Here is a 22,867-nt window from a genome sequence, read left to right on the forward strand (position 1 = left end):
CGCCGGCGGTCCTCCTGGTCACTCGCCGTATCCGCGGCGTCAGTGGTTGTACTCGATGGTGACGTCGCCCGACGAGGTCTTGGCTTTGATGGTGCGGGTCGCGGTCTGGTCGGTCTTCACATCCGCCGACTCGTCGCCGGACGAGGTGTCGGTCTCCACCTTGTACGACTCGGTACCGGACGGGATCCGGATCGACACGTCACCCGAGCTCGCCTTCGAGTCCACGGACTGCGGCGCGACCGCGAAGTCGAGGTCGACATCGCCGGAACTGCTCTCGGTCGACACGCTGGTCGCCCGCAGATCCTGCCCGTCGAGGTCGCCGGAGCTGGACTCCAGCCGGAGCGGACCGGCGACGTCCTGCACCTCGATGGTGCCCGAACTCGACTTCAGGTCGGCACCACCGGTGAGCCCGGACACCTTGACGTGCCCACTGCTGCTCTTCAGCGTCACCTGCAGGTCCTTCGGAACAGTCACGATGTAGGTGGTCTTGCAGCCGAAGGACAGGAACCCGCAACCGGAGTCGGTCAGCTCGAGCTTGCCGTTGTCGTACTTCTCCTTCGGATCGGACCCGAACACGTTGCGCTCGAACTGCCGCTCGACCTTGAGGTCCGGACCGTCGCCGGCGCGTACTTCGACCTCCGCCGAGCTGCTGTCGATCCGCAGCGCGTCGCCCTGCACCGGGTAGCTGCCCTCGCCTGTCTTGGTGCCCTCGGTCAGGCCGGTCAGCGCCCAGTACAGCCCGCCGAGGATGAGCGCGACCGAGATCGCGATCCCATACCGCCGCTCGGTGCTCATCGTGCTCGCCGGCCGGCCCTCGACGTCGGACATTGCTCTCCCCTGGGGTGCGACAACAGCCCAACCCTGACACATCCCCCGACGCCTGTCGGTGGGGTTTTCCCCCGTATTCCCACCGACTCGACCCTGAGTGGCACGGTCAGCCGACGAGCTCCTTCGCGATGGTTCCGGCGAGTTGCTGGAGAGACTTGCGGAGCTTGCTGGACTTGGCGGACTCGGCCAGGCTGCGGCCGCGGGACATGGCGGTGTCCACGGCGCTCAGGTCGTACGGAAGCAGGGCGGCCGGCTGGACCCCGGCGTACTGCGTGAGGGCTTCACCGACCGCATCGGCGGGAGAACTGCCGAGGGAGCCGGAGCGGACGCGGTTGACCACGACTCTGAGGCTGACCGACGGCACGATGGCGCGCACCTCGTGGATCGCGCGGATCAGGCGGGTCAGGCCGACGGGGTCCGCCGTACCGACGACGATCACCTCGTCGGCCTCCTCCAGCGTCGCCACGGTCGCGCCGTTGCGGCGCGGCGCCAGCGAGTCGAACGAGATCTCCTCATCCGTCTCGATACAGAAGCTGACGTCGACGACGGTCACCGGCGCGAGCATGCGTGCGGCCGACCAGATCGACTCGATCGCGGCCGGCCGCAACTCCGTCCAGCGGTCGGCGCGGCTGAGGCCGGTCAGCACCAGCAGATGCGGCTCGACCTGACGCGCGTGCTTCGCGAGCATCACCATGTCGAGCGAACCACTCGACGCCGACCGCGCCGCGGCGGCCAGCCCGGAGGTCTCGTCCAGCATCCCGAGGAGCTGCGCGACGGTCCCGCCGTACACATCAGCGTCGGCTAGCAGAGTCGGTACGCCTTTGACCGCGAGCTCGCAGGCCAGTCCGACCGCGACGGTCGTCCGCCCGGGCGCGCCGGTCGGTCCCCAGACCGCGATCACCCGGCCGCTGCCCTGGGTGTAGACGGGCGGCGGGTTGCCCGCAGTCTCCGGAGTCAGCGGCACGAATCCGCCGCCGAAGTGCGACAGCGAGGCCGGCGGGCCCGACTCGACCGCATCGGTCACCGCGCGGCCGAGGTCCTCCGGGCTGACGTCGGCCGGGAGGATGCGCTCGATCCCCATCCGGCTGAGCCTGTCCTCGGCGCCGAAGGGTGCGCCGTTCTCCGTCGGGTCCACGAGGGCGAGTACGGCGATCCCGCGCGTGTGCAATGCGGACACGGCATCCGAGGTGAGCCGGGCCAGGTCGTCGGCGAGCAGCACCGCGCGGGCCTGACCGCTCGCGGCCGCCGCCATCACGTCGGCGAGGTCGACACAGCGCCGCACCACCCGGATCCCGGGTGCGCGCTCGGTCCGCCGTACGACGTCTGCCTCCCAGGGGGCGCCGGTCACGGCCAACAGGACGGGGACGGACATCAGCCGGCCCGCCGGACCAGGGTCGGCTCGCCCGCGCTCATTGCGGTGAGCGCGGCCGGGAGCCGCGATAGGTCGGACGGCGCGAGCCCGATCAGGACCTGTCTGCGGGCCGAACTACCCGCTACGCCTTTGACCGCGTCGATCTGGAGGACGCGAACGCTGCTCCACAGCAGCTTGGCCGGCTGACTCTGCTCCTTCGGGACGACCCAGATGTCCACTGTGTCGCCGCCCGCGGTGTCCGACGGCAGCCGTCCGGTCGCGACCGACAACGGCAACTCGGTGCGGTTGCGCTCCGACTCGGAGACTGCCGCCTCTCGCGGCACGAACTCACCGGCGTCGATCGCGCGGGCCACGACGAGGCCCTTGAGGTCGGCGTCGGCGGCGACGTACCTGCTGGCGTCGTCGCCGCTGGTGAAGCGCACCCGCACGGTAGTGAGGTCGTCGCCGGTCAGCGTGGTGCCGGCCTGGAGGTCGTGCTTGGCCGCCCAGATCGTGGTCGTGTCGTCGGCCGCCGACAACAGCTTGGCGCCGGCCAGCGCGGTGATGGCGACGAGCAGTACGCCGAGGACGAGCCGGCCGTCCTTCCACCGGGCCCGCCGGTTGCGCTGGGCCGGGACGGACGGTGCCCCGAACCCACTCCGCACTGCTGTGTCGACCACGTCGAACTCCCCAGTCAATCGATCGCTCTCGGACCGACATTCTGCCGTGTCCGGGGACCTCGCTGTGAACGGTCATCCACAGGGCGTCACTCCCGGCCCTCGCCTGGGGACAAACGAGATCATCCGATCGTCAACCGTGGCAAACTGAAGGAACCGACCACTATGTGAAGGAGTAGGACGGATGCCGGGTCCCCGATTCCTCCAGCTCGCCGACGTCGCCGAAGTCCTCAACATCTCCGCCAACCAGGTGTACGCCCTGGTCCGGCGCGGCGACATCCCCGCGGTCAAGATCGGTGGCCGCGGCCAGTGGCGGGTCGAGGCCACCGAGCTCGAGAAGTACATCGAACGGCTCTACAGCGAGACCAAGGACTTCATCGACAGTCATCCGTTCGGCGAAGAAGCAGAGCAGACCGAGGAAGCGCACCAGTAGCCGATCACTGTGGACACCGGCGGGCTGGCGCCGGTCCGGCCCGTCCGGGGTTTCGGGCAGTCCTAGTTTCGGGGAGTCCTACTAGACACTCCGCGTGCGACGCGCTCCCCAGACCAGCGCCCCCGGGATTCGTGGAGGGTTTCTGGCCGCTCCAGTAGAGAATCCCTCCACTGTCCGACCCAGCCTCACGAGTTCGCGGCCCTGCCAGGGCGTCGGACCGGAGCGATGTCGGCTGGATGCGGTTGGCTCAGCGGCGGCGGAGGGCGCGGAGGGCCTGGGTGGGGACCAGGCGCTGGTTGTAGACCTCGCTCCGGCGGCGGGGAGCGTCCAGGGGATGCTCGGCCAGCTCGAGGAAGTCGGCTCCGACCCGGTCGATCGTGCCGGTGACCGGGCCTCCCCCGCTACAGAACAGCGTGACCGGCGAGCGGTCGCGCGCGATCCCCCGCAGCAGGTGCGCGAGCCCGAGCTTCCCCTCGACCGCGCCGCTCGCCGGCTCCGCCCACGGGCCCAGCCTGTGTACGGCGACCAGCGCGGCGACCGGGATCAGCCACTCCTCGTACCGCTCGGTCTCGATCAGCAAGCAGTCCTTCCCGACCCGCGTCAACGTCCCGTGTACCGGGTCCGCGTCGATCAACTCCACCCGGACGACCGTGTCCACGGCCCCGCGCAGCCGGTCGAGCACCGTGATCTTCCCGACCTCGGCCCGGACCCGATCCGCGACCTCGCCGTACAGGTCGCCCTCCTGAAGCGCCTCAAACTGCGACTCCAGGTCCGCGAACAACGCATCCCACCGCATAGCCGCTGAACCTACCGGCCGTTGGCGGTCACCCGCTGTCAGGGAAGCCCACGCTTCGTGCGTTAAGGACTTGCAAAGCGACGGTAGAACTGGTCTATAGTGGTCAAGCCAAGGCAAACTAAAGCAAACTCATAGGTCGGGGGCGAAGCGGGATGAACGCGATGATCCGGGCAGTGAAAGGGACGCTCGCGGTGCTGGCGCTCGTCGGCGTCGGCCTGGCCTTGCGCTGGATGACCGCGGGCTCGATCACCGGCGTGAACGGCCATGACCTCGACTCGATGACAGTCCTCGCCGTCGGCACCGTCGCCTGGATGGCCTACGGCTGGCTCGTCCTCGCAGTCGTCATGACCGTCCTGGAGCAACTCCCCGGAGCAATCGGCGCCCTCGCCGGAGCCATCGCCGGCCGGATCACCTCGACCACCGCCCGCACCCTCCTCCGCTCCAGCCTCGGCGTCGCCGCCGTCACACCCCTCACCGTCGGCGTAGCCCACGCAACCCCCGCTGACGCCACCACCACCCGCCCCTGGACCCAGGTAGAGCCCCACTCCACCGTCCAACTCACCAACACCCCCACCAAGCCCGGGTCAACGGTTCACCTCGCCGGACAAGCACCCGCCGCTCACCCGCACGCCGCCGCCTCAGATACGACAGACAGGCTCATCACCGAGCCCGGCTCCACAGTCCACCTGACCGGACACGCACCCGCCGCTCACCCGCACGCCGCCGCCTCGAATACGACGAACTGGCGCACCACCGAGCCCGGGTCCACACTCCACCTCAGCGGGTCTGCACAAGCCGCTCACCCGGACGCTGCCCCCTCACGTACGACGGACTGGCGCGCCAACGAGCCGCCGTCGACAGTCCGCCTCACCGAGCAGGGACCGACCACCGGCCCGGCGCAATCCAGCGCCCGGATCGACGCCCCGAACCCGCACACCACACTGGCCCCGCAGCCGCCCACGACCACCGGCACCCACCCGGGGGCCGGCGTACGGACCCCACCTCCGAATGCAGCCCAGTCGGACGCGGCACGCACGCAGACCTCCCGGCCGACCACGGGCGCCCCGGCGGACGGCGCACGTACACCGGACGGCAAGACCACCCGTCACCCCGCGCCAACCCAGCCCCAGGCGAGCCGGCCCGACGTGACCCGGCCCGGCGTGGACCGGTCTGGCGTGGTCCCGTCTGGCGTGGAGCGGTCTGGGGTGGGACGGGTGGAGGACGGGGTGCCGGGTGGGCGGCGGGTTCGGGTGGGGGTGCCGGATCGGCCGGCGGTGGGGGCGGCTACTCGGTATACGGATCTGCGGTCCGGGGTTCCGGTGCGGGTGCCTGGGCGGGTTGTGGTGCGGGCCGGGGACTCGTTGTGGAGCATCGCCGCGCGGGAGCTGGGTCCGAACGCCAGTGCCGAGGCGATCGCGGCCCGGTGGCCGGAGTGGTACGCCGCCAACCGTCGGGTGATCGGTTCCGATCCCGACCTCATTCTTCCCGGTCAGGTACTGCGCATCCCGGCAGCCGCGACCGGCCAGCACGTGCCGCCCACCCACCAGGAGAAGTGACATGAGCCAGCCTCAGAACCTCCGTGCGGACGAACTCCAGCACCCGACTCCCCTCATCCCTCTCGCAGCTGTCCCCGAGACCCCGGCGTCCCCCGACGAGGTGGCCGGCGAGGTCAGCATCGCGACACCGCGGCTGCGGGCTGTCGATGGTCCTCCGGCGCACACTGTGCCGGCGACGGTGCGCTACGCCGACAGCATGACCGACGGCGCGCTGGCCCTGCGCCTACAGGCGATCATCCGGCTCGGCGTGGTCTCCGCACCCACGACCCTCACCACCCTCGCCGCCTTCACCACAGCCCCAGCCCAAGCCCGCGAAGCCGAGGGCGAAGCCCACCTGAAGGTTCAGGCCGCGGTGGAGGAGGGGCGGAAGCTCGCAGCGGTGCCGGCGGCGGTGGCCGGTGACGGGTCGGCTGCGCCGGTGAGGGCTGAAGTCGGTGACGGGCCGGCGGCACCGGTGCCGGCCGAGGTCGGTGACGGGTCGCCGGCACCGGTGCCGGCTGAGGTCGGTGACGGGTCGGCTGCGCTGAAGGTGGTCGCAGCCGCTGACGAGTCCGATGCGCCGGTCAGGGATGGGGTCGGCGACGGGTCGGCGGCACTGAAGGTGGCGGCGACCGGTGGCGGGGCGCCGGCGTTGAAGTCGGCCGAGCACGGGCTTGGGTCCGCGGGGCCGGAGGTGGGTGGAGCGGCGACCGCGGCGGGGCCGGGGGTGCCGGATGCGCGGGCTTGGGCTGGGCGGTTGGTGCAGGCGGTTTCGGAGGTGCTGGCGGGGGATCGGCCGATTTCGCAGTTGGTTCGGTTTGCGGATGAGGCTGTGTTCGCGGATTTGAATCGGCGGGTTCGGGTGCTGGGGCTGACTACCACGGCTACCAGTCGGGGGGCTCGGGAGCGGAGTGCGGTGCGGTCGGTGCGGGTGTGTACGCCGGCTCGGCACGTGGCTGAGGTGGCGGCACATGTGCGGCACGGGGATCGGTCGAGGGCGATCGCTTTGCGGATGGAGATCCGGCGTCATCGGTGGATTTGTACCGCGCTCGAGATCGGCTGAACGGCGACGGCTTGAGCGGAGCGGTCGGAGCTCGGACGGCCAGGCCAGACCACGCCAGCCCCCCATCGAACTCTCGGTGGAGTTCTGGCGTCGTAGAGAGCGCAATCCGATCGTGCTTTCGCTGTCATGTGGCTGCGGCAGGCGCGGCGTACCGTAACCGGGTCGGTCGCAGGACCGTCCCTCGTCGTTCGGGGGACCGAATGTCAGACACGACCGCCAGCAGGGCGCTGGAGTTCAGCGGACCGACAGACACGGAGCGATCGGAGTCCACTGGGGTGACGCCGGACGTGGCGTGGCGGGTCGGTCTGGAGGACCTGACCGACGCGGAGCGAGCCCGAGTGCTGCCCGCGGTACGGCGACGCCGGTGGAGCGAGCAGATGCCGCTGCTCTACCCACTGGCCGTGCGGTACCACCGCGTGCTCAAGCGACTCGAGTGGATGCGGTCCAGTACGCCGTACGCACAGCTCCGGCAGGTGGACGAGTTGCCGGTGCGGGTGAAGCGGCACAAGTCGTTGCTGTTGCGGCAGCTCGGTGAGACCGAGATGTGGATGCAGCACAACAAGGTGACCAACCTGAAGCTCGCATGCGCCCAGGTGGACGGGCTGCTGATCCGGCCGGGTGAGACGTTCTCGTTCAACAAGCTGGTGGGCAATGCCACACGCCGCAAGGGCTATCGGAAGGGCATGCGGCTCTCGAACGGTCAGGCGCGGCCGGGCATCGGTGGAGGGATCTGCCAGCTCGCCAACCTGCTGCACTGGATGGTGTTGCACTCGCCGTTGACGGTGACGCAGCGATCCACGCACAGCTTCGACCCGTTCCCGGACAACGGGCGGGTGCTGCCGTGGGGCGTGGGCTGCAGCATCGTCTACAACTACGTGGATCTGCAGTTCCGCAACGACACCGACCAGACGTTCCAGCTGCGCGTCGGAGTGGGCGATCGCTACCTGGAGGGCGAGATCTTCGCCGACGTCCCGGCCGAGTCGTCGTACCGGGTGTTCTCGCGGGGTGAGCGGTTCCTCCGGGTCGGCGCGGAGTACTTTCGCCGCAACGAGATCTGGCGGACGGTGATCGACCGGCGCACCGGTACGACGGTCCGCGACGAACTGATCCGCGAGAACGTTGCCCTGGTCAAGTATGTCCCGGTCGACGTGCCGGTGCTGGACGTCGTACCGCCGCAGCAGTATCCCCCGAGCCGGTAGCCGGCGACTACTCGAGCAACGCGCAGCCGTACTTCTCGAAGAGTGCGGCCACGTCGCCGGAGAATCCGTCGTGCAGCTCCCCGAGCATCGCGTGCGTCGTCGCCGACATCACCAGCACGTACCTGGCCGGCTCCTCACCCGGGTTGCCGAACGTGTGCGGCACCCCGCGCGGGCCGACGATCCCCGATCCGGCCGGGACGTCGTAGTCCTCGCCGTCGATCCGGAGCCGCAGCGTCCCGGAGAGGACGTACCACGCCTCGTCGTCCTCGTGATGGACATGCAGCGGCGCCTGCCAAGCCACCTGGTCCGACGTACGCCCCGCTGCCTCCCACTCCGCGAGCACCAGCCCCGAGCCCGCCGGTGCGACGGTCCGTCCGAGCAGCGGTACGCCTGACACATCGTCTCGACGCGACATCCAATCAGCTCCCCAGTCAGCGTGCACACCATCCTCAACCGCCAGAGCCATGACCACAACCGGCAGAAACTGTCGGTGGCGGGTTGCAGACTGGTGGAGTGACTCTGGTTGTCGAGCCGTACCGGGAGCGCCCTGCGCTGGTGCCCGGCGCCGCCCTGTGGACGCGGACCGCCGAGGGCGGGGAGTACCGGATCCTGCCCGACGGCTGTATGGACCTGCTGTTCATGGACGACGACCTGATCGTCGCGGGGCCTGACAGCCGCGCGTGGACCGGGACCGCGGACCGCGGGATCAAGTACGCCGGGATCCGGTTCGCGCCCGGAGCCGCGCCGGACTTCCTCGGCGTACCGGCGAAGGAGCTGCTCAATGAGCGCGTCCAGCTGGCCGACCTCTGGTCCCCGGCCCGGAGCAGGCGGATGCTCGACCGCATCAGGTCGGCGCCCGACCCGGCCCGGGCCTTGGACGAGGCCGTGGCGAGCCTGGCCGAGGAGCCGCCGGATCGGCTGATCGTTCAAGTACTGCGGAGCATCCGGGCCGGTGTGCTGCGTGGCGGAGCCGGTGTGTGGGGTCTGGCCGGAAGCGTCGGGTTGAGCGAGCGACAGCTGCATCGCCGCTGCCTGAACGCGTTCGGCTACGGCCCGAAGATGCTCGACCGCGTCCTCCGGATGAACGTCGCGCTCGACCAGGCCCGCACCGGCCTCGCGCTCGCGGACGTCGCCGCCCGGACCGGGTACGCCGACCAGGCCCACTTCACCCGCGACGTGAAGGCCCTCACCGGCGTACCGCCCAGAATCCTTCTGGGCTGAGCCCCTGAGTCTCGAACGTGATCCAGCGCCCCACCGGCGAACTGGCTCTCTTCGACTGGGCGTTCACCGGTGACGGCGCCCTCGGCGAGGATGTCGGCAACCACATCCCCGATGCCGTCTTCGACCTGTTCTGGCCGGCCGAGCGCCTGCCGGAACTCGCGGAGACCTGCATCGCCAACTATCTCGACACCTGGCTCCTCCCCGGCCTGCTCGGCCGCGCCTCCGGATCCTCGCACAAGGCCTACCACCAACAGACCGACGGCCGTCACCTCTTCCCGAACGCGGTCAGGCCCTGACCTTCGTCGCCAACCGGTGTGCCGAGGCGATCACCCGAGCACGACGGTGAAGCCGCCGGGTTGGACGACCGCGTGGCTCGGATTGGTGCGCGAGTGGAGTTGGCCGGCGGAGGTGTAGGAGTAGGCGACTCGGCCCGGGACGCTGACACTGCGAGGATGCGAGTCGACGCTGGTCAGCAAGGTCCCATTGTCCAGGCGCAGCGTGCTGATCATGGGGATCAGGAGCAGCGCGTCCACCTGGGCCGGAGCGGTGGCGGTGGCTTTCAGGTTGGTCGCGTACGGCGGAAGCGGTGTGGCCAGCGTGATCGGCAGCAGAGCACCGGGGGCCGCGGAGATGCCTTGCGGGCCAGTCACATGATCGATGGTGCCCAGGACCTGCGACCCGGTGGTCCACGTGGTGCGGGCGGGCGACGGTGTGTCGACCAGGTTGACGATCGGGAGGACCAGGACCGGCTGGGCTGAGGACGGCAGGGTCCAGGTCGCGGATTCGCCGGCTCCCAGCGACAGGTAGGAGCCGTTGCTCCATTGGGATTCGCCGGTCCAGGCGGAGGGTGGCGTGACCACCTGACCGCCGGTTGCCGACTCCGCCTCGACGACCCGGAGGCCGTCGTACGTCGGTCGGCCGACCAGGCGGGCGATCTCCGGTGTGGCGTCGAGGGCGAGCATGGAGAGCTGGCCGTGGATGCTGGACTCAGCTCCGGAGTTTCGGTTGACGACACCGTCGCCGGAGATGCCGTCGTACGTGCGACCGGTGGCCGGGTCGTACATCGCCTCGCCGGCCCGGTTCGCGCCGAAGTACCAGGCGGCGACGAAGGCCGCGACCTGCTTGAGGCCGGGAAGTCCGACGGCCAGCAGGCCCTGTAGGCGAGCGTCGACGCCGTAGGCGATCTGGGTACGGTCGATCGGAGCGGGGAGCCAGCCGTTGTCCGGCCCACCGGCAGTCATCAGCAACGGCGTGAAGCCGGCGGTGTCGCCGATCGCCGGGTCCAGCAGTCGGCGAGAACCCAACGCCGACGAGGCAGCGGCGAGCGCGGACGGCATCTGGGCACCCCACGCGTGCCAGTCCGAGATGGACTCGCCCCAGGGCAGCAGCGCGCGGAACGGCCAAACAGTCCTCGATCCAGCACTCATTGCCGCGATGCCTTCGGCGAACTGTGCCAGCGCCCGCCGAGCCCGCGCTGACCCGCCGGCCCCGACATAAGCCGCCAAGCCGAGGACAGCCTCGGACGTCGCATCGGCACCGTTGACGATGAGCCAGGCTGGTACACGGCGACCGTCGACGAGGTTGTACTGGCCGTAGCGGGTGAGCACCTGCCGCTCCAACGCTGACACCGCGAGCTCGATGCGGGCCTTCAGGAAGTCGGCGAAGGCACGGTCGGCTCGGCGGAAGACGGCGTACCCCTCCCCTAGTGCCCAGACCGTGCGGGCGAGCCAGTATGCCGGTCCGGAGTCGGAGGGGTCGGGAAGTTCGGGGGGATCGGCGCTGGGGTTGAGGGTGCCGTCCGGTTGCATCCAGAGGACGACGTTGCCGTTGGGTGACTGGAGGAACGTCAGGCCGCGCAGTAGACCGCGAGCGGCGGCCAGCGAAGACGCGTCGTGGAAGAGCTCCCAGTGGCGGAGGTAGACGACGGCGGCCCGAGAGATGTCGTCGGCGTTGTAAGCGCCCTGCCCGTAGGTGTTGGTGACGGGATCGTAGGTGCCGCCACCGATGCGCTTGTAGGAGCCGTCGGGTTGACGGTCGGCGTAGGTCCACAGCACGCCGAGCGGGCCTGAGCCGAAGGTGCTGTGGCCCGGCGCTGCCGGTGGAGTGACCGAGGCCCGGAGGAAGTCGAGATGGGCGAGGTTGGACAGCTGCCCACCCTTCGGGGCTGCCGCGGCAACGGTCGCCGTCGGCAACATCACGGCCGCGGAAGCGGCGACGGCGCCGCCGAGGACGGTGCGGCGGGTCGGGTTCATGTCAGTCGGTCCAATCTCGCGACACCGATCGCCGCGTCGGCCATGCCGTAGAAGACGTAGCGCACGCCGTCCACTTCCTCGATCGCGGTCGGGAAGACCACGTTCCCGACGGTCCCGACCTTCTCCTCCGCGGTCTCAGGCACCAGGATCGGCTCCGGCGTACGCCCGATCACCCGCGTCACGTCCTCCGGATCCAGCAGCAGGGCGCCGGCCGCGTAGCAGACCTTCTGCGTCGTCGGGTCGAACCCTTCCGGCTGCTCACCGGTGACGCCGTGATGGATCACCAGCCAGCCCTCCGGCACCCGCAGCGGCGCCGGCCCGGCCCCGATCTTCAGCTCCTCGAACGGGTACTCCGACATCGCCACCAGCCGGTGATTGCTCAGATGCACGAGATTCCCCAGATCAGCCTCGACGTCGGCCACCGATACGAACGACACCCAGATCCCGGGCCGGTCATCGGTGATCCCGGCCGGCAGGTGCACGCCCTCGCCCTCACGGAACCACCCGAGGTCCCACATCGGCCGATGCAACATCGCGTACGACGGTTCGCCATCCGGACCGGTCACCGGCTCGGGGAAGAACACCGTGTCCTTGTTGGGGAACAGGTTCAAATCAGTGTCGAGCGCAGGCTGGTACTCGAAGTGCAACGGCCCCAGCCGGGTCCACGATCGCAGATCCGATGACACCGCCAGCGCCGGCTTCGGCCCGAGCGGACCGTAGGCGACGTACGTCATCACGTGCAGCCCGAGCAGCGGGACCCAGGTCACCCGCGGGTCCTCGACGCCGGCGTTGTTCAGGCCGCGCTCCCAGCCTTCGTCCGGCGCCAGGACGACGCCGTCGCGCCGGACGCCGACCGGCACACCGTCCTTCAGCTCGACCTCGGCCAGCCCGACCCGCGACACGTTGCCGGAGGCAACCAGTCGCGGCAGGAGGTAGAGCGTGCCGTCGGGGGTGTGCCCGGTGGCCGGGTTCAGCACCCCCTCGGCCTCGAGTTCGTTGCCCGGCTCGGCCGTCATCAGGACGCCGACGCGGGTCAGGGTGTAAGGAACAGTAACCACGAGAAGCCTTTCGGAAGGAGAGATTTCAGCCCTTGACCCCGGACGAGAGGTTCGAGGAGATGAAGCGGCGCTGGAAGATCACGAACAGCGCCACCGCGGGCGCGGCCAGCACACACGCCCCTGCGAGCACGGCGCCGAACGGGTTCGCCGCCCGGGACGCGACCGTGGTCAAGTAGTTCGACAACGACACGGCGAGCGGCTGCAGGTTCTGCTGCTTGGTGATCAGGAACGGCCAGAGGAACTCGTTCCATGGCCCGATGAACGTCAGCAGTACGCCGGTCAGCAGCGCCGGTTTCACCAACGGCACCGCCACCCGCCACAAGATGTTGAGCTCGGACGCACCGTCGATCCGGGCCGCGTCGAACAGCTCGGCCGGCAACTGCAGGAAGTACTGCCGGAACACGAAAACCGCGGTCGAGTTGATCGCGAACGGCAGGATCATGCCGAGGTACGAGTCGGCCAAGCCGTAGCTGCGCACGATCATCACGTACAGCGGGATCGTCAGCAGCTGGAACGGCACGACCTGGATCAGCAGCATCAGGTTGAACACCACCGCCCGGCCGCGGAACTGCAACCGGGCCAGGGCGTAGCCCGCCAGCACACCGAAGATCAGCGTCCCGAGGATCACCCCACCGGTGAAGATGCCGGAGTTGACCAACGATCTTCCGAGGTTGATCGCCTTGTTGATCTCGCTGTAGTTGTGCAGGGTCACGTTCCCGGTCGGGATCGACCCGGAGACGGACGGATCGGGCTCGGCCTGCAGGCTGCCGATCAGCATGTAGTAGAAGGGGAACAGGAACACGAAGGCGCCGATCAGCAGCGCGACGAACCGCAGCCGCATCAGTCTTCCCTCCCGACGAAGCGCCGTTCCAGCAGCGCGATGATGAGGACGCCGATCACCAGCAGCACGCCGATCGCGGAGCCGACGTCCGGATTGCCCTGTTCGATGCCCTTCTGGTACATGATCAGCACCGGTGACGCCGAGGCGCCGTCCGGGCCACCGCCGCCGGTCAGCAGATACGGCTCGGTGAACAGGTTCGCCCCGGTCACCGTGGCCAGCAGGACCACCAGCGTGGTGGCCGGCCGGACGCCTGGCACGGTCACGTTCAGGAACGACTTCCAGCGGCCGGCGCCGTCCATCGACGCCGCCTCGTACAGGTCCGCCCCCACGTTCTGCAAGGCGGCCAGGTACAGCAGGATGAAGAACCCGAGCTGCTTCCAGGTCACATAGAACGCGATCGTCGGCATCGCCAACTTCGAGTTGACCAGCCAGGACGGGTCCGGCGCGAGCGGGCCGAGGATGGAGTTGACCAGCCCGTTCGAGCTGAACAGGAACAGCCAGACCCCGACCACGGCGACGCTCGCGGTCACGTACGGCACGTAGTAGCTGACCCGGAAGAACGTCCGCCACCGGATCGCCGAGTTCAGCGCGGTCGACAGCCCGAGGGACAGTATGACGGTCAGCGGCACGTTGATCACGAGGAAGATCAGCACGTTGTAGAACGACCGCTGGACGGCCGGGTCCGTCAGCACGGTGACGTAGTTCGCGAACCCGACCCACGGCCGGTCCACGATCGCGCCCGGCGCCGCGAAGAAGTAGTCGTGGAACGACATGTACACCGCGAACCCGAGCGGGTAGGCGAACACGGCCGCGATGAACACGACGTACGGCGTGACGAACGCGGTGCCGACCGGATGCTCACCCAGAACCCGGGTGAGCGGCCCTCGCCTCATGACTGCTTGACGAGCTGATCAATCTTCTGCGCAGCGCCGTCCAGGGCAGCGCCGACGTCCTGCTGGCCGAAGATGACCGACTTGGAGTAGGCGTCCCGGAAGGTCTGCCAGATGGTGATCGAGTTCGGCACGTTCGGCACCTCGACCGTGCGCGCTGCCTGATCCGCGAACACCTTGTAGTCGGGGTTCTTGGTGAAGTAGTCCGCGTACACCGACGCGACGTCCTTCCGCAGCGGCATCTGGCCGGTCGTCTGCAGGAACTTGCCGTCCTGCTCCTGGCTGGTGGCGAACTTCAGCACGTCCCACGCCGTCCCGCGGTTCTTGCAGGAGGAGTACATCGCGACGTTCTTCGCGTCGGAGAAGGTGTGGATCTCGCTCGCCGGCTTGGCGGCCGAGGTCGGCACCGGGACGACACCCCAGTCGACCTTGCCCTTGTACGTCGCGATCGCCCACGGACCGACCACGGCCATCGCGGAGGTGCCGTCGACGAACGCGTCACCCGTGTACTTCTCCTGCGACGCCAGCTTGTCGGCGTACATCGTCCGCCAGAAGGTGGCGACCCGCTTGCCTTCGTCGGAGTTGAACGTCGACTTGCCGTCCTCGACCAGTTGCTTGCCGCCGGTCTCGGCCGCGAACAGCGGGTAGAAGTCGAACCAGGACTGGTAGAACTCGTTGCTCGGCGCCGGGTAGATGGCGACCTTCGCGGCCTTCGCGGCGACCAGCTTGCGCGACGTGGCGAGGAAGTCGTCGTACGTCGTCAGCGGCGGCTTCGCGGTGTCGATACCGGCCTTCGCGAACTCCTTCTTGTTGTAGAAGATCATCACCGGGTTCGACTTCCAGGGCAGCTGGTAGTACTTCCCGTCGGCCGACTTGTACTGCTTGGCGATGTCCCCGGAGCGGTCCTCGATGTACGACTTCCCGTCGCTGAACGAGTCCAGCGGCACCAGGCCGCCCTGCTTCTGGAACTGCGAGACCGAGGCCGGCGAGGTGTTGAAGATCAGGCACGGCGCGTTGCCCGCGGTGATCGCGGCGCCGATGACCTCCTCGGAGCTCTTCCCGGTCGGGATCTCCTGGGCGGTGACCTTCTGGTCCGCGTGGGCCGCGTTCCAGGCCGCGACCATCTGCTTGCCCCAGGCCACTTCCTCGGCGTTGTTCGAGTACCAGATCGTGATCGGCCCGCGGGCCTTGGCAGCGGTGTCGGCATCACCAGAGCCGCCACTACTGCCGCCACACGCGGCGAGCGAGCCGGCCAGGACAACGGCCAGCAGTCCAGCTTGCAACTTCATGATTCCTCCAGCTGTGCAGGGGGTGCAGCGGTCGAGCGGCGTACGACGAGCTGCGCGGGGGGCAGCTCGACATCCGGTACCCCGGTGGCACCGTCGACGACCTGGTTGAGGGTGTGGGCCGCCGCCTCGCCGAAGTGGAACGGGTCGGCGCGGACAGTGGTCAGCCCGGGGTGGACGTACTCGGAGATCTCGCTGTCGTCGAAGCCGGCGATGCTCAGGTCGTCCGGGACGGTCAGTCCGGCGGCCTGGGCCGCACTGAGGCCGGCGATCGCCATCCGGTCGTTGGCGTAGACGATCGCGGTCGGCGGCTCCGCCAGCGCGAGCAACCGCCGGGTGGCCTCGATCCCGCCGGCCGCGGTGAAGTCGCTGGTCTCCATCGCCACCGGCTCCAGACCGGCCGTAGCGAGGGCCGCGGCGAAGGCCGTGGATCGCGCGGTCGCATGCACGAACGCCGGCGGGCCGCCGACGTGCGCGACCCGGGTGTGACCGAGCCGCAGCAGGTGCTCGACCACCGCGGTGGTGCCGGGCCGGTCGTCCAGGGTGACGGCCGGGAACGGCGACGCGCCGTCGGGCCGGTTCAGCGTGACGGCCGGCAGGCCGAGCTCGACCAGCAGACCGATCCGGGGATCGTCGTGCCGGAGGTCGGACAGGAACACCCCGTCGACCCGTCCGTCCTGTGCGAGTCGCCGGTAGCCGGCCTCCTCGGCCTCGCCGGCCGTGACGACCTGCAGGACCAGAGCCTGCCCGCGGGTCGAGAGCACGCTCTCGACCCCCGCGATGAAGGCCGGGAAGAACGGGTCCGACGACAGCACCCCGGGGTCCCGGGTGATCACCAGGCCGAGGGCGAACGCCTTCGAGACCGAGAGCGACCGGGCCCGGTTGCTGGGCCGCCAGCCCAGTTCGTCGGCGGCCGCGATGATCTTGTCCACGGTCGACTGCGCCAGCCCGGGCCGTCCGTTCAGCGCGAACGACACCGCGCCCTTGGACACCCCGGCGCGGGTCGCGACATCCGCGATCGTCGGCCGCTGTTTCCTCACACGCACCTGCCTTGACGGGTTTAAACCGGTTTAACAGGCATCTAAACCGGTTTAAACCACGACGTCAAGAGGTTAGCGACCGTCACCGTCCGGAGTCGGCCACGGCCGGCTCAGACGGCGAGCGTCGTACCTGCGGCTCCCAGTTCACGCAGCGTGAGCAGTCCGTGCGCACGCGCCTGGCGATCCGGGGCCGTCGCCAGCACGACCGCCTGCTCGTATCGGTCGCCCATGCGGCCCCACGCCGCGGCGGCCTCCTGCCACCGGCCGGCGAGTGTCGCCGCCCACGGGCCCGGTACGTCGGCGGGAGCCGGGACATCGATGCCGGCTCGACGCAGATAGGTGCAGAGCTCGCCGTGCATCGACCGATGCCCGGCGGCCTCGGCGAGCCTGAGCGCTCGCTGCGCGTCTTCGGTCAGGGCGCCGAGCGAGCCGTCCAGCCAGCCGAGCTCGATCCGCGCGGCCGCCAGCGGACCCACGACGAAACTGTCGTCCGCGAGCGCTCGATCGGCGAGCGCGACGGCCAGGACCTCGCCGGCCGTGGAATCGCCGCGCCGGGCGAGGAGGCGGGCGAGGACGCTGCGGGCCAGCGCTTCCATCAGCCCCGGTTCGCCCGGGCTGTCCAGGAGCGCGCGAAGGTCGGCGATCGCCCGGTCCCAGTGGCCCCGGCTCGCCTGGACCGCGGCTTCGGTGAGCCGCAATCGATACTGACCGGCGAAGAACTCGCCGTCCGCCGCGGCCCGCAACCCGGCAGCGACGTACCTCTCGGCGTCGTCCAGACGGCCGCTGCGATAGGCGCCGCCGGCCGCATTCACGTAGCAACGCACCAGCGTCTCGGTCCGGCTGTCCGCCCCGGCCAGGGAGATCGCACGCCGCAAGTCATCGTCGCCGCGCGCATCGCCCCGGGCCAGCCGGGCGTCGCCCAGATAGCACCCGGCTTGCGCTTCCAGGTCCTGCCGCCCCAACCGCAACCCGATGGCCAGTGCGCGCTCGGCGTACCGCTCGGCCCGTGCGCTCGGCTCGGCGACGATGCCGACCGTCGCCAGGTTGCTGTGGGCGCGGGCCTGCTCGATCAGGGCCGCGGCCAGCCGGGCGTCGTCGCCGGTCGGCTCGAGCAGCTCGACGGCTTGCGCCGCGGCGAGCCGGGCCCGCATCGGTCCGTGCCCGAACATGACGACCCGGGCCAGCACCAGCAAGGCATTGGCCAGCCGGGCCGCATCGCCGGCCTCCTCGGCCGCACCAACCGCGGCGGAGGCCGATTCCAGCGCGGCCTCGAACCGATTGACCACGTAGAGGGAGTAGGCACGCCGGGTCAGCAGCTCCGCGGCTTCGGACGAGCCGAGCAGCTCGCGGTGCCGCAGTACGACGTCGAGGACCCCGACCGCTTGGCGGTGCGCACCAAGGCGGGCGGCCTCGAGAGCGGCGGCCGGACCGTACTCGAGGATCACGTCGGTGCGTCCACATCGCTCCGCGTGATGCACCAGCCGGGAAGGCTCGGCAGCCGGATCCTCGAGAAGCCTGTCGACCACGGCGCGGTTGGCGCCGATCCGCTCCCCGGCCGTCAGCGACGACTCGATCGCCCGCCTGGCCAGTTCGTGGCGGAACGCGAGCGTGGCGTCGGTTCCGATCAGCATTCCGGACCGCTCGGCCTCGACCAGCACCGGCTGATCTCCGGCGAGGCTCTCGGCCAGCCGTCGCTCGGCGCGACTCGGGATCACGGACAGCCGTTCCAGCAGCATTCGGGCCGACGGCGACAGCCTGCCCAGGCGGGCCAGGACAGCATCGCGGACGGTCGGCGGTACGTCGGTCTCCCCGGCGGCGAGCACCTCCGTGACGAAGAACGGATTCCCTTGCGTCACCCGGTGGATCTCCACCGCCTCACGAGTGCTCGTCGCGCCCAGTCGCCGTACCGCCTCGACGCTCAACGGTGGCAACGTCACTCGGCGTACGGCGGAACCCGCCAGGCTGCCCAGCAGCTGCCGCAGCGGGTGACCGGCGTCGACACCGGTCTCCCGGAAGGTCAGCACGAGCACGGCCGGGATGGCCGGGAACCGGCGGGCCAGGAACCGGATCGCGTCGAGCGTCGCGTCGTCGGCCCAGTGGATGTCCTCCACCACCACGACCGACGGGCACGCGGAGAACGCGCGCAGCAGACCGGGCGGTGCGGTGTCGAGCCGATCGCCCGACAGGGCCGCGGCCAGCTCCGCATCGTTCTCGGCCATGTCGCGGAACGGCCCGAGGCTGCGCGGCGCGAGCAGGTCGTCACAGCCGCCGATCCCCACCTTGATCGCGCGGCTGAGTCCGTCGACGAACGTGCGCACCAGCGCCGACTTGCCCGCTCCCGCCTCACCCGAGACCAGGACGACGACACCACTGCCTTCGTCGACGGCTGTGCCGACGGCCGCTGTGAGTTCGGCCAGCTCCGCGTCCCGCTCCACCAGGTCCGTGCTGCCCTGCGGTCCTCTCATCACCTCGGCGGGTCGAGACGGCGCAACCGACTCGACGGCCAGCAGACGGTCGCGGAGTACGACGGCCTCGGGCCCGGGCGAGATGCCGAGCTCCGTGCTCAGCGCGTGCTGCATCCGGGCGTACCGGCGCAGCCCGGTCGGCCGGTCACCGGAGACGACCGCTTCGCGCAGGAGTTCGACATGCGCCTCCTCGTTGGCGGGGTCCATGGCCAGCAGGGATTCCCAGCGACCCGCACCACGCAGCAGGCGCATGACTTGAAGGCGCAGCCGGTCACGTGGTCCGTCCAGCCACGGCTCGGCCAGGTCGTCGGGGAGCAGTTCGCCTGCGAGCACAAGCGCTTTGGCGCAGAGCTCCGGCGATGCGGGGTCCGCCGCGAGCGCGGCATCCGCGGCCGCCTCGAACGCGCCGGCGTCAACCTCGAGCATCGCGCCCGGGAACAGCGCGACGACATCGCCCTTCAGGACCACGGCGTCGCGATCGGCAAGCGCCGTACGGGCATAGTGAGCGGCCTTGTGCAGCCGGGGAAGCGCGATATCCACGCTGAGCTCCGGCCACAAGGCGTCGACCACGCGGTCGCGGTGCAGCCTTCCACCGGGCGACAGCGCCAGCAGTTTGACCAGCGCAGCCGCTTGGCGACGGCTCCACCGGCGCGCAGGAATCGGCGCGCCGTCCACCTGTACGGCGAAACCGTCCAGCATCCGCACGCTGACCTGCACATCTCGGATCGTAGGCGTCAGGAGAATCCCGTTCTACAGCAGGAAGTCCGCGGGATCGGCCGCGGACCCGGATCCGGCAGCGATCCGACGTGGTCGACCTCGTCGCGCATCGCCGAGCTGAGCTCCCGCAGCAGCACCCGCACGTCGCCCAGGCCCCACCGGTACGACGCGACCGCCTCGGTCGCCGCGAACAGCCGGCTCGAGAGTCGGTCCCGCGTCGCCTGATAGGACTCATGCGTCTCCAGAATCGCGCGAGCCAACAGCTCGGCGTCACGCAGCGCATCGGTGATGCCGTGCGTGGTGATCGGGTCCTTGTAATAGCCCGCGTCTCCGACCAACGCCCACCCTGGCCCCCAGCACTCGCGGACGAACCCCGCCGCACCAGCCCAGCCGTGCATCGCACCCACCGGCTCCGCCGCCGACACTCGATCCGCCAGTGCCGGTGCTGTCTCCGCGAGGAGTGTCGCGAAGGCGCGCTCGGTCCCACGGCGACGCAGCGCACGCATCCTGTCCGGGGTCGTCGCGACGAACACGCAGGTCAACCCGTCGTTGGTGGGAATCAGCCCGGCTCCGCCACCGACCCCATAGGCCCATTCGTAGCCGGTAGGTCGTGCATCGGCGTAGTACCGATAGAGGATCGCGCTGAGAGACCGACCCCGCCGTACGACGGGGGCGCCGACTGCGGACGCGACCGTCGAACGGATGCCGTCGGCACCGACCGTGATCCCGGCTCGAAGCTCGCGATGCTGTACGCGAACGCCCGTCACGCGACCACTCTCGTCGCGCAGGACTGCCGTGACGGGGGTCCGGAACAACATCTCCACACCCGCATCGGCGGCTGCGTCCGCGAGGATCCGGTCGAGCACGTAGCGACGCGGCGCATACAAGGCATCGACACCGCCGCTGGAACGAAGCGCAAGCTGCTCGGACTCACGGTCGGTGTAGTGGAACGTCGTCTGCCGGATCGGTGGCGTCCCCGCGGCGGCCACCTCGTCGAGCAGTCCCCATCTCGCCAACTGCGTGACGCCCGCGCGCATCAGACCGTGCGTCGAGACGGTGTCGGTGCCGTAGGCGGACCGCTCCACCAGAGCCACGCGGGCGCCGGCCCGGGCGAGCAGCATCGCGGTCGAGGCCCCGGCGACCCGTCCGCCGACGACGAGTACGTCGTACTCGGTCATGCCGCCGGCTCCGCACTGCAGCCGTTCGCCCGGGCCGCGATCCTGCCGGTCAAGAGATGCTGTACGACGGTCGCCGCGTCGTGCCGGGCACCGCCGATGAACGCGGAGTCGCGCCGGTATTGGAATCGCTGGCCGACGACGTACACACCAGGCGCTGCGGTGACTCCGCGGTTCTGGCGGATGTGGCCGTCGGGGCCGATGACCGGCAGCCGCAGCCACGAATACTCGGGCCGGTAGCCGGTGGCGACCAGGACGGTGGCGATTCCCGCACGGGACAGGTCGACAACGCGCGCTGCCGGCGGTGCCACGAGAGTGGGCGGCCGCACCGCCGGGAGAACCTCGCCGGTCAGTCCGGTACAGGCGATGTAGTCGTCCACCACGTCGAGCAGCCGATGCATCCGTACGTCGGCATCGGCAGCGGTCGCGGCCAGGTCCGGCCGGAAGCGTGCCTGCGTTCCTTTCATGCCCTCGAACCGGCCGAGGAGCCGGACACCGTTGGCCTGCAGGGTGACCAGGTCAAGATTCCGTGCAGGTTCGCCGGTACGGCGGCCGACGAGTTGCATCGACGGCTCCCGCCGGGCGGCCACTGGGTCGGGAACCTCGTCAATGGTCCGCGCCAGCCGGCCGGTTCGCTGCAGCCAGCAGAAGATGTCACTGCCGCGATAGCAGCGCGGGATCCGGGTGTGCCGGCCAGCCGCCAGGTACACCTCACGGCCTGCGCGGTTGAGTTCGTCGGCGATCTGCACACCGGACGACGAGGCGCCGATCACGAGCACGCCACCGGGGGGCAGTTGAGCGGGGTTGCGATAGCTGCTCGCGGTGACGACCTCGGCCGCGTCCACTCCGTCCGGCACGTTGGGTACACCGTGCGGGCCGGTCGCGATCACCACCTGACGGGCCGACCACGTCCCGCGATCGGTGACGAGTCGATAACCCCCGGAGTGCGACGTGACCAGGTCGCGCACCGTCGTACCGGTCAGCACAGGTGCGCCGTACGACTGGGCATACCGCTCCAGGTGCTGGACGAAGCCGGCCGAGCTCATGAACCCGTCCGGCTCGGACCCGTCGTACTCCCAGTGGGGCAGGCGGGTCATCCAGTTCGGCGACAGCAGCCGCAGCGAGTCCCAGCGCTCGCTGCGCCAGCGCTCGCCGATCCGGCCCCGGTCGACGACCACATGATCGCGGCCCGCCCCGGTGAGCAGCCGGCTGACCGCGAGACCGGCATGGCCGGCGCCGATCACGACGGTGTCGATGGTGGTCATGGTCAGCCGGTGACCACGTCGACGACGACCGGAGTCGGGTTGGCGAGGGCGTCGAAGACCGCCGAGCGGCGACGGGATTGCTCGACGATGCCGCGCAGGGTCTCGTCGTCGGCGTCGCCTTCGATCGCGATCGACACCCGGATCTGCTGGTAGCCGTTGCGGACGGAATCGCCCGACAGGCCGAGGATCCCGAGCAGATCGATGTCGCCTTCGACGGTCGAGGTGACCTTGGTGAGGTCGACGCCGCGGGCCGCGGCGATGTTGGCGATACCAGCCGTCAGGCAGGCGGCGATCGCGTGCAGGAGGTACTCCGCCGGCGTCGGCCCGTGGTCCGTGCCGACCAGGACTTCGGGGTGATCGAACTCGAGCACCGTGTCGGCCTTGTGCCGCAGCTCCTGCATGGCTCCGAAGAAGCCCGCTGCGGTGGAACGGCTGTGCGTCCCGGTGACCCAGGTGTTGCTCGCCCGGAACTGGAACTTGGCGATCTCGTGTTGCCCCTTCACCGCATCGAGGGTGGCGAACAGCGTCGCGGTGTCGACGCCGTTCCGGCGCGGGCTCTCTGTCGTGGTGGTCATGGATCCTCCCCTGGTCTGCCTGGCCCGGTCGGCTCAGGCATCTGCCGAAGGACGCTAGGCCGGTCACCTTCCCCCGGCCTTCCCGTCGGCTTCTCTGCGCGGTAACGCGCTCAGGCGAGGAATCCACGCACTCGTTTGCAGCGGCCGCGCTACCGGTCGAACGGATCTGGGAGCTGTGCGACGAGCTCGTGGTTGCTCAC

21 protein-coding genes are annotated in these 22,867 nt (G+C 69.9%); 6 read left to right on the forward strand and 15 right to left on the reverse strand.

The features are described 5' to 3' along the window. Nucleotides 1–39 precede the first annotated feature (39 nt). The 3 genes from ACXC9Q_RS23425 to ACXC9Q_RS23435 all read right to left on the reverse strand — a co-directional run bounded on the left by ACXC9Q_RS23425 (nucleotide 40) and on the right by ACXC9Q_RS23435 (nucleotide 2,859). The gene (locus ACXC9Q_RS23425) at nucleotides 40–828 is read right to left on the reverse strand and encodes a DUF4097 family beta strand repeat-containing protein (RefSeq protein WP_457058785.1); all 789 of its coding nucleotides are present in this window, start codon (nucleotides 826–828) and stop codon (nucleotides 40–42) included. Between the two features lie 106 nt (nucleotides 829–934). Beyond that, entirely contained in the window at nucleotides 935–2,200 is a 1,266-nt protein-coding gene (locus ACXC9Q_RS23430; RefSeq protein WP_457058786.1) for an AAA family ATPase, read from the reverse strand. Further along, nucleotides 2,200–2,859: an SAF domain-containing protein gene (locus ACXC9Q_RS23435; RefSeq protein WP_457058788.1), complete on the reverse strand. Its 660-nt coding sequence runs from the start codon at nucleotides 2,857–2,859 to the stop codon at nucleotides 2,200–2,202. Before ACXC9Q_RS23435 ends, ACXC9Q_RS23430 begins: the two co-directional genes overlap by 1 nt. A gap of 181 nt (nucleotides 2,860–3,040) precedes the next feature. Between ACXC9Q_RS23435 and ACXC9Q_RS23440 the strand changes: the two genes are divergently transcribed. Then, the gene (locus ACXC9Q_RS23440; RefSeq protein WP_457058789.1) at nucleotides 3,041–3,289 is read left to right on the forward strand and encodes a helix-turn-helix domain-containing protein; all 249 of its coding nucleotides are present in this window, start codon (nucleotides 3,041–3,043) and stop codon (nucleotides 3,287–3,289) included. Between the two features lie 247 nt (nucleotides 3,290–3,536). Here ACXC9Q_RS23440 and ACXC9Q_RS23445 read toward each other — a convergent pair whose 3' ends face one another. After that, complete coding sequence (locus tag ACXC9Q_RS23445) at nucleotides 3,537–4,085, reverse strand: hypothetical protein (protein WP_329484731.1); 549 nt, start codon at nucleotides 4,083–4,085, stop codon at nucleotides 3,537–3,539. A gap of 161 nt (nucleotides 4,086–4,246) precedes the next feature. Here ACXC9Q_RS23445 and ACXC9Q_RS23450 point away from each other — a divergent pair, with 161 nt between their 5' ends. From ACXC9Q_RS23450 to ACXC9Q_RS23460, 3 genes are all read left to right on the forward strand, one after another. Further along, on the forward strand, nucleotides 4,247–5,641 hold the full coding sequence (locus tag ACXC9Q_RS23450) for a LysM peptidoglycan-binding domain-containing protein (RefSeq protein ID WP_457058790.1): 1,395 nt from the start codon (nucleotides 4,247–4,249) through the stop codon (nucleotides 5,639–5,641). A 1-nt stretch (nucleotide 5,642) separates the two neighbouring features. Continuing rightward, nucleotides 5,643–6,683 carry an Rv3235 family protein gene (locus ACXC9Q_RS23455; protein ID WP_457058791.1) on the forward strand — a complete coding sequence of 347 codons (1,041 nt, stop codon included), beginning with the start codon at nucleotides 5,643–5,645 and terminating at the stop codon, nucleotides 6,681–6,683. A gap of 200 nt (nucleotides 6,684–6,883) precedes the next feature. Continuing rightward, nucleotides 6,884–7,882 carry a VanW family protein gene (locus ACXC9Q_RS23460; RefSeq protein WP_457058792.1) on the forward strand — a complete coding sequence of 333 codons (999 nt, stop codon included), beginning with the start codon at nucleotides 6,884–6,886 and terminating at the stop codon, nucleotides 7,880–7,882. A 7-nt stretch (nucleotides 7,883–7,889) separates the two neighbouring features. On the opposite strand, the gene ACXC9Q_RS23465 is transcribed toward ACXC9Q_RS23460, so the two are convergent. Further along, on the reverse strand, nucleotides 7,890–8,297 hold the full coding sequence (locus ACXC9Q_RS23465; RefSeq protein ID WP_457058793.1) for a cupin domain-containing protein: 408 nt from the start codon (nucleotides 8,295–8,297) through the stop codon (nucleotides 7,890–7,892). Nucleotides 8,298–8,395: 98 nt separating this feature from the next. Between ACXC9Q_RS23465 and ACXC9Q_RS23470 the strand changes: the two genes are divergently transcribed. Next, nucleotides 8,396–9,103, forward strand: a complete 708-nt coding sequence (locus tag ACXC9Q_RS23470; RefSeq protein ID WP_457058794.1) for a helix-turn-helix domain-containing protein — start codon at nucleotides 8,396–8,398, stop codon at nucleotides 9,101–9,103. A 17-nt stretch (nucleotides 9,104–9,120) separates the two neighbouring features. Then, complete coding sequence (locus ACXC9Q_RS23475; protein ID WP_457058795.1) at nucleotides 9,121–9,399, forward strand: hypothetical protein; 279 nt, start codon at nucleotides 9,121–9,123, stop codon at nucleotides 9,397–9,399. Between the two features lie 30 nt (nucleotides 9,400–9,429). Here ACXC9Q_RS23475 and ACXC9Q_RS23480 read toward each other — a convergent pair whose 3' ends face one another. From ACXC9Q_RS23480 to ACXC9Q_RS23525, 10 genes are all read right to left on the reverse strand, one after another. Next, nucleotides 9,430–11,355: a hypothetical protein gene (locus ACXC9Q_RS23480; protein ID WP_457058796.1), complete on the reverse strand. Its 1,926-nt coding sequence runs from the start codon at nucleotides 11,353–11,355 to the stop codon at nucleotides 9,430–9,432. Further along, nucleotides 11,352–12,371, reverse strand: coding sequence for a glycoside hydrolase family 130 protein (locus ACXC9Q_RS23485; protein ID WP_457058857.1), 1,020 nt, complete (start codon nucleotides 12,369–12,371; stop codon nucleotides 11,352–11,354). The genes ACXC9Q_RS23480 and ACXC9Q_RS23485 overlap by 4 nt, the downstream gene beginning before the upstream one ends. Before the next feature lie 67 nt (nucleotides 12,372–12,438). Then, nucleotides 12,439–13,254, reverse strand: a complete 816-nt coding sequence (locus ACXC9Q_RS23490) for a carbohydrate ABC transporter permease (protein WP_457058797.1) — start codon at nucleotides 13,252–13,254, stop codon at nucleotides 12,439–12,441. Then, nucleotides 13,254–14,147: a carbohydrate ABC transporter permease gene (locus tag ACXC9Q_RS23495; RefSeq protein WP_457058798.1), complete on the reverse strand. Its 894-nt coding sequence runs from the start codon at nucleotides 14,145–14,147 to the stop codon at nucleotides 13,254–13,256. Before ACXC9Q_RS23495 ends, ACXC9Q_RS23490 begins: the two co-directional genes overlap by 1 nt. Beyond that, nucleotides 14,144–15,433: an extracellular solute-binding protein gene (locus ACXC9Q_RS23500; RefSeq protein ID WP_457058799.1), complete on the reverse strand. Its 1,290-nt coding sequence runs from the start codon at nucleotides 15,431–15,433 to the stop codon at nucleotides 14,144–14,146. The genes ACXC9Q_RS23495 and ACXC9Q_RS23500 overlap by 4 nt, the downstream gene beginning before the upstream one ends. After that, nucleotides 15,430–16,470, reverse strand: coding sequence for a LacI family DNA-binding transcriptional regulator (locus tag ACXC9Q_RS23505; RefSeq protein ID WP_457058800.1), 1,041 nt, complete (start codon nucleotides 16,468–16,470; stop codon nucleotides 15,430–15,432). The genes ACXC9Q_RS23500 and ACXC9Q_RS23505 overlap by 4 nt, the downstream gene beginning before the upstream one ends. Before the next feature lie 110 nt (nucleotides 16,471–16,580). Beyond that, nucleotides 16,581–19,652: an ATP-binding protein gene (locus tag ACXC9Q_RS23510; protein WP_457058801.1), complete on the reverse strand. Its 3,072-nt coding sequence runs from the start codon at nucleotides 19,650–19,652 to the stop codon at nucleotides 16,581–16,583. A 17-nt stretch (nucleotides 19,653–19,669) separates the two neighbouring features. Further along, on the reverse strand, nucleotides 19,670–20,830 hold the full coding sequence (locus ACXC9Q_RS23515) for an NAD(P)/FAD-dependent oxidoreductase (RefSeq protein ID WP_457058802.1): 1,161 nt from the start codon (nucleotides 20,828–20,830) through the stop codon (nucleotides 19,670–19,672). Further along, entirely contained in the window at nucleotides 20,827–22,092 is a 1,266-nt protein-coding gene (locus ACXC9Q_RS23520) for an FAD-dependent oxidoreductase (RefSeq protein ID WP_457058803.1), read from the reverse strand. The genes ACXC9Q_RS23515 and ACXC9Q_RS23520 overlap by 4 nt, the downstream gene beginning before the upstream one ends. A 2-nt stretch (nucleotides 22,093–22,094) precedes the next feature. Next, the gene (locus tag ACXC9Q_RS23525; protein ID WP_328523606.1) at nucleotides 22,095–22,667 is read right to left on the reverse strand and encodes an OsmC family protein; all 573 of its coding nucleotides are present in this window, start codon (nucleotides 22,665–22,667) and stop codon (nucleotides 22,095–22,097) included. Nucleotides 22,668–22,867 lie beyond the last annotated feature (200 nt).

It is taken from the genome of Kribbella sp. CWNU-51, from assembly GCF_054073265.1.

Bases quoted from the DNA above. Each gene is read 5' to 3' on its own strand.
- ACXC9Q_RS23425 (WP_457058785.1), bottom strand. From the start codon at position 828: ATGTCCGACGTCGAGGGCCGGCCGGCGAGCACGATGAGCACCGAGCGG.
- ACXC9Q_RS23430 (WP_457058786.1), bottom strand. From the start codon at position 2,200: ATGTCCGTCCCCGTCCTGTTGGCCGTGACCGGCGCCCCCTGGGAGGCA.
- ACXC9Q_RS23440 (WP_457058789.1), top strand. From the start codon at position 3,041: ATGCCGGGTCCCCGATTCCTCCAGCTCGCCGACGTCGCCGAAGTCCTC.
- ACXC9Q_RS23445 (WP_329484731.1), bottom strand. From the start codon at position 4,085: ATGCGGTGGGATGCGTTGTTCGCGGACCTGGAGTCGCAGTTTGAGGCG.
- ACXC9Q_RS23450 (WP_457058790.1), top strand. From the start codon at position 4,247: ATGATCCGGGCAGTGAAAGGGACGCTCGCGGTGCTGGCGCTCGTCGGC.
- ACXC9Q_RS23455 (WP_457058791.1), top strand. From the start codon at position 5,643: ATGAGCCAGCCTCAGAACCTCCGTGCGGACGAACTCCAGCACCCGACT.
- ACXC9Q_RS23460 (WP_457058792.1), top strand. From the start codon at position 6,884: ATGTCAGACACGACCGCCAGCAGGGCGCTGGAGTTCAGCGGACCGACA.
- ACXC9Q_RS23465 (WP_457058793.1), bottom strand. From the start codon at position 8,297: ATGTCGCGTCGAGACGATGTGTCAGGCGTACCGCTGCTCGGACGGACC.
- ACXC9Q_RS23480 (WP_457058796.1), bottom strand. From the start codon at position 11,355: ATGAACCCGACCCGCCGCACCGTCCTCGGCGGCGCCGTCGCCGCTTCC.
- ACXC9Q_RS23485 (WP_457058857.1), bottom strand. From the start codon at position 12,371: ATGACGGCCGAGCCGGGCAACGAACTCGAGGCCGAGGGGGTGCTGAAC.
- ACXC9Q_RS23490 (WP_457058797.1), bottom strand. From the start codon at position 13,254: ATGCGGCTGCGGTTCGTCGCGCTGCTGATCGGCGCCTTCGTGTTCCTG.
- ACXC9Q_RS23495 (WP_457058798.1), bottom strand. From the start codon at position 14,147: ATGAGGCGAGGGCCGCTCACCCGGGTTCTGGGTGAGCATCCGGTCGGC.
- ACXC9Q_RS23500 (WP_457058799.1), bottom strand. From the start codon at position 15,433: ATGAAGTTGCAAGCTGGACTGCTGGCCGTTGTCCTGGCCGGCTCGCTC.
- ACXC9Q_RS23515 (WP_457058802.1), bottom strand. From the start codon at position 20,830: ATGACCGAGTACGACGTACTCGTCGTCGGCGGACGGGTCGCCGGGGCC.
- ACXC9Q_RS23520 (WP_457058803.1), bottom strand. From the start codon at position 22,092: ATGACCACCATCGACACCGTCGTGATCGGCGCCGGCCATGCCGGTCTC.
- ACXC9Q_RS23525 (WP_328523606.1), bottom strand. From the start codon at position 22,667: ATGACCACCACGACAGAGAGCCCGCGCCGGAACGGCGTCGACACCGCG.